This window comes from Microcystis sp. M53602_WE12 (assembly GCF_030065455.1).
Taxonomy (GTDB): Bacteria; Cyanobacteriota; Cyanobacteriia; order Cyanobacteriales; family Microcystaceae; genus Microcystis; species Microcystis aeruginosa.
The window spans coordinates 1-8,312 of sequence record NZ_JASJFB010000335.1; the positions used below are offsets into that span (position 1 = coordinate 1).

The 8,312-nt window shown below is 44.6% G+C and carries 10 protein-coding genes and 1 pseudogene; 7 read left to right on the plus strand and 4 right to left on the minus strand.

Going from position 1 to position 8,312, the window contains the following annotated elements; all coding sequences use genetic code 11:
* Positions 1–184 precede the first annotated feature (184 nt).
* Positions 185–376, plus strand: coding sequence for a type II toxin-antitoxin system HicB family antitoxin (locus tag PX482_RS11910; RefSeq protein ID WP_002800870.1), 192 nt, complete (start codon positions 185–187; stop codon positions 374–376).
* Positions 373–555: a type II toxin-antitoxin system HicA family toxin gene (locus PX482_RS11915; protein ID WP_012267861.1), complete on the plus strand. Its 183-nt coding sequence runs from the start codon at positions 373–375 to the stop codon at positions 553–555. The genes PX482_RS11910 and PX482_RS11915 overlap by 4 nt, the downstream gene beginning before the upstream one ends.
* Positions 556–742: 187 nt before the next feature.
* Here the strand turns inward: PX482_RS11915 and PX482_RS11920 are convergent, their stop codons facing one another.
* The 3 genes and pseudogenes from PX482_RS11920 to PX482_RS11930 form a co-directional block, all read right to left on the minus strand.
* Positions 743–1,861, minus strand: a complete 1,119-nt coding sequence (locus tag PX482_RS11920; RefSeq protein WP_002758313.1) for a glycosyltransferase family 4 protein — start codon at positions 1,859–1,861, stop codon at positions 743–745.
* A 44-nt stretch (positions 1,862–1,905) separates the two neighbouring features.
* A pseudogene (locus tag PX482_RS11925) lies at positions 1,906–2,181 on the minus strand (glycosyl transferase family 1); the annotation flags it as partial.
* Between the two features lie 2 nt (positions 2,182–2,183).
* Positions 2,184–2,837 carry a D-glycero-alpha-D-manno-heptose-1,7-bisphosphate 7-phosphatase gene (locus PX482_RS11930; protein ID WP_288094103.1) on the minus strand — a complete coding sequence of 218 codons (654 nt, stop codon included), beginning with the start codon at positions 2,835–2,837 and terminating at the stop codon, positions 2,184–2,186.
* Positions 2,838–3,637: 800 nt separating this feature from the next.
* On the opposite strand from PX482_RS11930, the gene PX482_RS11935 reads away from it, so the two are divergent.
* The 3 genes from PX482_RS11935 to PX482_RS11945 all read left to right on the plus strand — a co-directional run bounded on the left by PX482_RS11935 (position 3,638) and on the right by PX482_RS11945 (position 6,145).
* Positions 3,638–4,273 (plus strand): D-sedoheptulose-7-phosphate isomerase, encoded by a 636-nt coding sequence (locus tag PX482_RS11935; protein ID WP_002758308.1) that lies wholly within the window; start codon positions 3,638–3,640, stop codon positions 4,271–4,273.
* Positions 4,274–4,310: 37 nt separating this feature from the next.
* Complete coding sequence (locus PX482_RS11940; protein WP_002758307.1) at positions 4,311–5,336, plus strand: GHMP family kinase ATP-binding protein; 1,026 nt, start codon at positions 4,311–4,313, stop codon at positions 5,334–5,336.
* A gap of 92 nt (positions 5,337–5,428) precedes the next feature.
* Positions 5,429–6,145, plus strand: coding sequence for a nucleotidyltransferase family protein (locus PX482_RS11945; protein ID WP_002758302.1), 717 nt, complete (start codon positions 5,429–5,431; stop codon positions 6,143–6,145).
* Here PX482_RS11945 and PX482_RS11950 read toward each other — a convergent pair.
* Positions 6,123–6,440, minus strand: coding sequence for a hypothetical protein (locus PX482_RS11950; RefSeq protein WP_002758301.1), 318 nt, complete (start codon positions 6,438–6,440; stop codon positions 6,123–6,125). The two genes, PX482_RS11945 and PX482_RS11950, sit on opposite strands and share 23 nt — an antisense overlap.
* A 124-nt stretch (positions 6,441–6,564) precedes the next feature.
* Between PX482_RS11950 and PX482_RS11955 the strand changes: the two genes are divergently transcribed.
* Together PX482_RS11955 and PX482_RS27710 are read left to right on the plus strand one after the other, a co-directional pair.
* The gene (locus PX482_RS11955; RefSeq protein WP_288122473.1) at positions 6,565–7,878 is read left to right on the plus strand and encodes a transposase; all 1,314 of its coding nucleotides are present in this window, start codon (positions 6,565–6,567) and stop codon (positions 7,876–7,878) included.
* A 9-nt stretch (positions 7,879–7,887) separates the two neighbouring features.
* Positions 7,888–8,217 carry an IS66 family transposase gene (locus PX482_RS27710; RefSeq protein WP_288023747.1) on the plus strand — a complete coding sequence of 110 codons (330 nt, stop codon included), beginning with the start codon at positions 7,888–7,890 and terminating at the stop codon, positions 8,215–8,217.
* Positions 8,218–8,312: the final 95 nt, after the last annotated feature.

Sequence of the window (8,312 nt, forward strand, 5' to 3'; positions counted from 1 at the left end):
CCAACAGCCAACACCTAAATCTGTCTGAATAGGCGATCGCAAATTTTGTCGGCTGCATTAACGAAGTGTCAGGCGGCAATCTCGCTGCCAACCCTGATAATAAAGCTGATCGTGGCTTGAGAGCAATTCCGTTATAATAGGGGTCAACTTAATATCGTTAGCAACGCAGAATGAGGATTTCACCATGAGGATTCCCTATACATATTGGAAAGAATCAGATGGGATGTTCTTGGGCTATTTGAATGAATTTCCCGATCATTGGACCCAAGGTGTTGACTTAGAAGAATTAATCGAAAACCTGATCGATCTCTACAGAACATTTACTACGGAAGAAATCCCCGGAATCAAGAGAGTTGCAGAGTTTGAATTCGCATGAAAAGACATGATTTAATTGCACAATTGGAGCAAGCTGGCTGCTACTTGATTAGACGTGGAGGGAAACATGATATTTACCATAATCCAGATACTGGAAAAACAGAACCAATTCCCAGACATCGAGAAATTAATGAGCGATTGGCTAAAAAGATTATCAAAAGTCTTACTGGTGACAGATAAATTCACAGTGCCAATCAAACAAGGCTACAAGGAAGCAAAGGAGCTATGGAAAAATGATTACTGTAGGATTTAAAAAAGGACGATCACTCTTACAGCAAGATTTCTAGGGCCAAAGTGAACCCCAGAACCATATCCTCCCCGCTTAAAATCGCGTTGGCAGGATAATGAGTCACCAAAAAGCTCTAGACTACAATTTTGGCAATAATCGGTCGTAGGATTGGATCATTCTCTCGTAAGTAAAGCGAGTGGCATTGATAAAACCTTTTTGCCTCAAATCTTCCAGGCGATCGGGAGCGAGAAGATTTTCTGCAATAATAGTAGCGGCGGCCTCGTGTTCGCTGGGATCGAAGTAAACGGCTGCATCATCAGCGATAACAGTCATGGGGAGACGATTGGAGGTAAAGACGGGACAACCACAGGATTGAGCTTCAATAACGGGAACACCGAATCCTTCCTGAAAGGAGGGAAAAATTAAAGCAGTTGCTAGGCAATAAAAGGCGCGGAGATCCTCATCGGAGACGGTTCCTAATTCGATTACTTGTGCGGACAAGTTATTCTGATTAACAAATTCTCGCATATTCGGCAGCAAAGGTTTTCCCATCAGGATCAATCGGCAATTTTCCAGACCGGGGAAAGTAATTAACTTTTTGAATATTTTCAGCAATCCCAATCGATTTTTATACCATTGGTCGCCCCCGACATGAATTAGCCAGGGACAATCACTATTAATGTTAAATTTGGCCACTAGATTTACCGCTGCGGCTCTTGTCATCGGACCGTATCCCTCACTCAAGCAATCCTCGATCACTTCCGTTTGTTCGGGGGTAATTTTGGTTAAACGGAGAACATCGGCACGAGTAGCTTCGGAAGAACAGACAACATATTTAGCCTGTTTGAATCCTCGCAAAATCATCGCCTGATACTGTTTTCCCGTCCAACTGGTGGGATTTTCAGGAATTTCTCCTAGGGCGGAACGAATGGCCAGCAGATCGTGACAGATCACAAAATATTTGCGATCTTTTAGATAGGGAGTTAAATAGGATAACGCCTGATCACAAATGCAGACGATATCGGCCCAATCAAGCTGCTGACGTAACTGCACTGGGAAAATAATTAACTTATCAATATACCCTAACCACTTGCCGATTCCCTGGGGAGAGGATTTCAGTTGACCGAAAATAGGCTGTGCTTGCACTCGCCGAATTTCGTGTCCTTTTTGTCTGAGTCCTTTCTCCACTAAACCGACAAAACGATTGATACTGATCTGCCGATCGTTGACGTAATTTCCCACTATTAAAACTTTCATGATTAGGCTCCAAAAAATCAATTTTTATGGCGGTAAAACTCTCAAACAGTTCCCCCCAGAAAGCGCCCTGTTTGACCGATTAGTTTTGTCAGTCCCTTGCCTTGAGCGGGAATTTGCCGGGGCGGAAATAAGACAAGATGATCGGTAAAGGTTTTGAGTTCTTCGATCTGAGTTTCCGTGACATTCTCCACCCGACGGGCGAACAGGGTGACATCGTGGTTTTGATGAAGACATTTGATCAGGTTAAAAGTTCTCCCCTCGGTTGCCCCGCGACTAGGTGGATAGGGAAAGTTATGGCAAAAAAGGACTAATATTCTCATAATTATGGTTCGGCAGCGGTTTTTGACAATAATTCTACCGTTTCCTTTAGTTGGCTATATACAGGAATCTGAACTGGGTATTTCTCGATCTCCCCAAGGGTGACTTTTCCTCGCCCTGTTAAGAGCAATACGGGCTGACAACCAGCTTCTAGGGCGCATTCTAGATCGCTGGGAGCATCGCCGATAAACAACGAGCCGGCTAAGTCGATTCCGTATTGGTGGGCGGCGGCCAGCAGCAGATAGGGGGAGGGTTTGCGGCAGGGACAACCTTCGTCGGGATGGTGCGGGCAGATGGCAAGATCGTGAAAATGCACGCCCAATTGTCGGTATTCCTCGATCATGCGCCCGTGAATCGCCGCTAGATCATCCCAAGTGAAATAGCCCCTAGCGATCCCCGATTGATTGGTAATGATGATCAGCAGATAGCCGGCATCCTGCCACTGTTTTAAGGCAGCCGCTGCCCCGGCGGGAATGCTCACCTGTTCTGGTTTACTCAGGTAGGGGATATAGTCAATAACTACCCCATCTCGATCGAGAAATAAGGCTTTGTTCTTTTTTGATCTATCTTCGCTTTCGTGGTCAGAATTGCCAGGAGGTGGCGGATACGGGTATTTTTGGTCGCCGTCATTGACAGAAATTGCGGGGAAAGGATTCATGATGTGGGACTTTTTCGAGTCGGGGACTAGAATTCTCAGTTCTTCTGTCAGAGACGAGAGCTTGAACCGATGGAAAGACAAAATTCGAGGGATTGTAGCGATTTGTGCTAGTTTTCTCGACTAAATTGCTTCTCCTTACTATCTAGGGCTGGCTGAATAAATCTAAAAACCTTGTTGGGTAAGACTTTTAGACCTTTTGTCAATCAAAAAGTACTGGCTCTGGGAGTGAGCGGGGGGAAATTTAGGCACTTTTTCCCTGAAAATTAGGTAATTGGCCACCTCAAAACTGGGAAAACCCCACACCCCACACCCCACACCCCACACCCTGCCCCCAGGAAAAACTTTTTCAGCAGACCCTATCTAGGTGTCAGAGTATAGCAATCACGGCATATTATACGCCTTCAAGCCTTTCGGCTTTTGATTATATCAGCAATATTGTCATGAATTGTTAACATTTTTGTCCAGCCAAACAAAAGGCCAAGACTCGCAAGGGTTGAATCCCCCGCTCAGAAATCCCCCGTCTCGGCCAGAATACATCAAAAATTTATTTACAAACAAAACAAATTGTGCTAGAGTTGGCTGCGTTTGTCGTATATTCCGAGAATAACCGGCAAAAGATCACTCTTTTGACTCGATCGCTCTAGGTTTCTCTAGAACTATCATCGGCCTGTTTTTCTTGTCCCGTGATCAATTCTACCATGCTAGGGGTTTTGTACCCAATTAATGGACAGCGATTCTGGTCTTTTGATACTATTGAGAGTTAAATTTATTCAACTAATAAAAATTGGAAAATCAAACCTATGCGAATGGTGGAAAAATCAAACAAAAAATTGGATAGTTTCCAGAGCGATCCCTCTCTGTCAATTTTAATCAAGACTGAATTGGAAGAAGCTTATAACCTGAAGAAAAAACTACTAACCGAGACAAAATATCTAGAGAAAATCCAAGAGATTTGCCAAGTATGTATCCATGCTTATCGCAACAACCACAAAGTATTAGTCGCCGGTAATGGGGGCAGTGCAGCCGATGCTATCCATTTTGGCGGTGAGCTGCACGGCCGATTTCTGAAAGAAAGACAGTCTTTGCCAGTTCGCGTCCTCAATAGCGATATCGCCAGTTTAACAGCAATCGCTAACGATTATGGTTACGAATATATTTTTAGCCGCCAGATAGAAGCGGAAGGAAACCCTGGTGATGTGTTTATCGGTATTTCCACTTCGGGAAATTCCGCCAATATCCATCAAGCTCTCAAAGTTTGTCAAGTAAAAGGTCTCACTAGCATCGGTTTAACTGGGGCGAAGGGATTAGCTCTAGAGGAAAAAACCGATTATTGTTTGATGATTCCTAGCACCAGTACCCCGCGCATTCAAGAAGGTCATGGTTTTGTTCTTCATACTATTTGTTTAGCGATCGAAGAAGCGATCTTTCCCAACTAAAATCCCCTAGCAAAAAATCAACCTAAACAGCATACCCATGATCATCAGAACCAAAGCTCCTTTAAGATTAGGTTTAGGTGGTGGCGGCACCGATGTGGAGCCTTACTGTAGTCTTTATGGGGGTTACGTTCTCAACGCTACTATCGATCTCTATGCCTACTGTACAGTCACGGAAATTACTGACAAACAAGTCATTTTTGTTGCCGCCGATCGAGGAGAACAACAAATAGAAACCCTTCAGTTTCCTCTCCCCTATAACGGTGTTCTCGATCTGCATAAAGCGGTCTATAATCGTTTGATTAAAGACTTTAATCAAGGGCAACCTTTGCCGCTGCAAATCACCACCTTTTCCGATGCGCCGGCTGGTTCGGGATTGGGTTCTTCTTCTACCCTAGCCGTGGCCATAGTTAAAGCCTTTGTGGAACTGTTAAAATTACCCCTAGGCGAGTATGATATCGCCCATTTAGCCTACGAGATCGAACGAATTGATCTAGGCTGGTTAGGGGGCAAACAGGATCAGTACGCTGCCACTTTTGGCGGTTTTAATTTTATGGAATTTTATGAACAAGATCGAGTCATAGTTAATCCTTTGCGGATTAAAAATTGGGTGATCAATGAACTAGAAGTGTCTCTGATCCTCTACTATACAGGCATTTCTCGCTACTCATCTCAAGTAATTGAGGATCAAATTCAGAATGTCCAAGAAAAAAATGAGCAGGCGATCGCCGCTACCCATCAACTCAAAAAAGAGGCAATTCTCTTTAAAGAAGCACTGCTTAAATCGGATTTTATGGGGATAGCAGAAATTCTGAGAACTTCTTGGGAAGCGAAAAAGCAATTATCTAAATTAATTAGTAATCCGCAGATCGATCACATTTATCGGGTAGCGAGGGAAACCGGGGCCTATTCAGGCAAAATATCGGGGGCCGGTGGCGGTGGTTTTATTATCTTTATGGTCGATCCTACCAAGAAAATCGAAGTAATAAAAGCTTTGAAATCAGAAGGAGGCCAAGTGATTAATTTTCATTTTACCAAATACGGAACCCAAGCATGGACATTATAGCAAACCAAGGATCGACGGGGAAGGATTATCCCTATAATCCTAAAAATAGTTTTTAAAAGATTGGCAATAATTCAAATTTTTGAGGTGTATCTATGGATGTAATTATTCTGGCGGGTGGGTTAGGAACCAGGTTGCGATCGGTGATCAACACTTTACCAAAACCCATGGCTCCCGTTGCCGACAGACCTTTTTTAGAATATCTATTAGATTACTTAATATCTCAAAAAATTACCAACAAATTTTTAGTTTCTGTGGGCTATGAACATCAGAAAATTATCGATTATTTTGGCGATCAATACAAGGAATACGAGCTAACTTATCTGATAGAAGATACACCATTAGGAACTGGAGGAGCGATCCGGTTGGCACTAAATAGAATTGAAACCGAACAAGCATTAATTGTCAACGGAGATACCTTGTTTAATGTCAATTTATCCGCCTTAATTAATTTACATAATCAAAAGAAATCCCTGATAACTGTTGCTCTGAAGCCACTAACTGACTTCGATCGTTATAACAATGTTCTCCTGGACGATGACCAAAAAATTATCGGGTTTGAATCCAAAAAATATCAACATAAAGGCTATATTAATGGCGGCATATATTGTGTATGTAAAAACATATTATCCAGCTTTGATCTACCATCAAAATTTTCTTTTGAGGACGACTTTCTCAAAGTTTATACCGAGAAAATTCCTATGTATGGCTTTATTTCTGACGAATATTTTATTGACATAGGCATCCCCCAAGATTACGAAAAAAGTCAGATTGAATTACCTGAACTTTTTAATTCCCGAAATCAGGTTTAACATCAGGATTAAAATACGAACCGTAAAACTTGGCGACTTTGATCAAATTATGGTCTTGATACCATCTGTGAGCGTTGTCAGCAATTTGCTGAAGTTGAGTCAAATCGAGACTAGACAGATTTTCATCAGCTACTAAATAATGTTTATTATTTTCTACTCCATCGGCTTCAGAAGGGTTATAGTCTGTTAGAACTGGAACCAAACCGTGGGCGGCATAGGCGGCAAAGACAGTGGATTTGCCTAAATCTCTTGGAAAACGGCTATAATCTAGAAAGCCTCCCCGTGAAGTTAACATTAATTGCAACATCTCAATAAATGCTGGTAAGGAAGCCGAAGTCAACCTAGAAAATGAACCCGCACTCGTGAGAAAGCATCGACTTAGGTTGCACTGAGGAAGAAAATCTGCTTTAACTAAGGATATGCTTCTTCCCATCGAGAGCCCTGAAACCGAACGCACTCCCTTGGTCAACTGGTTGCTGAACCTGGTGGCCGAGCAAAAACAGGTGATTGAGAACCAGGAAAAAACTATAGCTGACCTAGAGAGGAAGGTAGCGCGACTCGAAAAGCAAGTCAAGGGCCTCGACGAGGAACTTAAAGCAGCCAAGAAACTGAAGAGCCGGCCTAAAATCAAGCCCAGTACGCTCAACCAAGAAAAAAAGACCCCAAAAGAGGGGGAGAAACGAGCCGGTTCCGAGAAAAGGAGTAAAAAGACCAGCTTTGTCCCAGATGAAGAGCGGCTCATCGAACCGGAGGAGCTACCAGAAGGAGCGACCTTCAATGGCTACCGAGAATACGACGTACAAGATTTAATCATCCAACGGCACAACATTCGCTTCCTGCTGGCCGAATATGTCACCCCAGAGGGAAAAACTATCGTGGGAAAGTTACCTCCCGAATATCAGGGTCACTATGGACCGACCTTAATTTCCTTCACCCTCTATCAGCACCACCAGTGTCGAGTGCCCCAGACCCTCATCCTCGAGGAGCTCAGGGAACTAGGAATCGATATTTCAGCAGGTCAAGTCAACCGCATCCTAATCGAGAATAAAGAGTCCTTTCACCGAGAACAGGAGCAAGTCTTTCAGGTGGGGTTGGAGACAGCCGAGTATATCCACACCGAGGATACGGGAGCCAGACATCAAGGAAAAAATGGGTTTTGCACCGTCATCGGCAACGACCTGTTCGCCTACTTCAGCAGTAGCAACAGCAAGAGTCGAGAAAACTATTTGCGGATGTTGAGAGGTACCCAGGAGGACTTTGTGCTCAATGAATACTCCCGTAGCTATCTTGAGGAGCATCAACTAGCTGCCTCCCACTTGGCTAAACTCAAATTTTCCTCTCAGGTCATCAGTCATGGGGACGAAGAGTGGAGCCAATACCTAGAGAGCTTAGGCATCACCAGCACCACGGCGGTGAAACTGGTGACTGAGGCGGCTCTGTTGGGCAGTGCCATCGAAGGGGGAGTTTCCCCAGAACTCGTTGTTCTGAGTGATGGAGCCAGACAGTTTGCCATCTTGGTTCATGCTCTTTGTTGGGTCCACATGGAACGAGGCATCCGTCGCCTACCCGGAGCCACGGCACAACATCGCCAAGACATCGCCGAAGTCACCTCAGACTTGTGGGACTATTATCAAGAACTGAAGGCTGATCAACAGCAGCCTACTCCAGGGGAAAGGGAGCGTTTAGACCGACGCTTTGATGAGATTTTCGGGCGGCGCTACCCCGAACACTAGGGTCTGAATCTGGCTCTCCAACAGTTCTGTACCTACAAACAGGAGTTACTGCGAGTGCTAGACGCGCCGCAAGTGCCGCTACATACCAATGCTGCTGAGTCTGACATTCGAGAGTATGTTACTCGGCGCAAAATTAGCGGCGGAACCCGCGATGACGATGGTCGTCGAGCCCGCGATACCTTTACGGGACTGAAAAAGACTTGCCGCAAGCTGGGGGTTTCTTTCTGGCAATATTTGCTGTCCCGCTGTTTGGGGGATGAAACCGTTTCCTATCTGCCGGCTCTGATCAGAGCGCGGGCGGCTCCCCAGAACAGTCTCAGCCTGGAAGTTGGTCACTAGCTAGACACTACCTAACAGCCACAGGCGATAGGCTGAGAGGCCAGAGATGCTGTCGTGGCTTTCATCTTACCTCTCAGCGGTTTTTGAGATGTTGC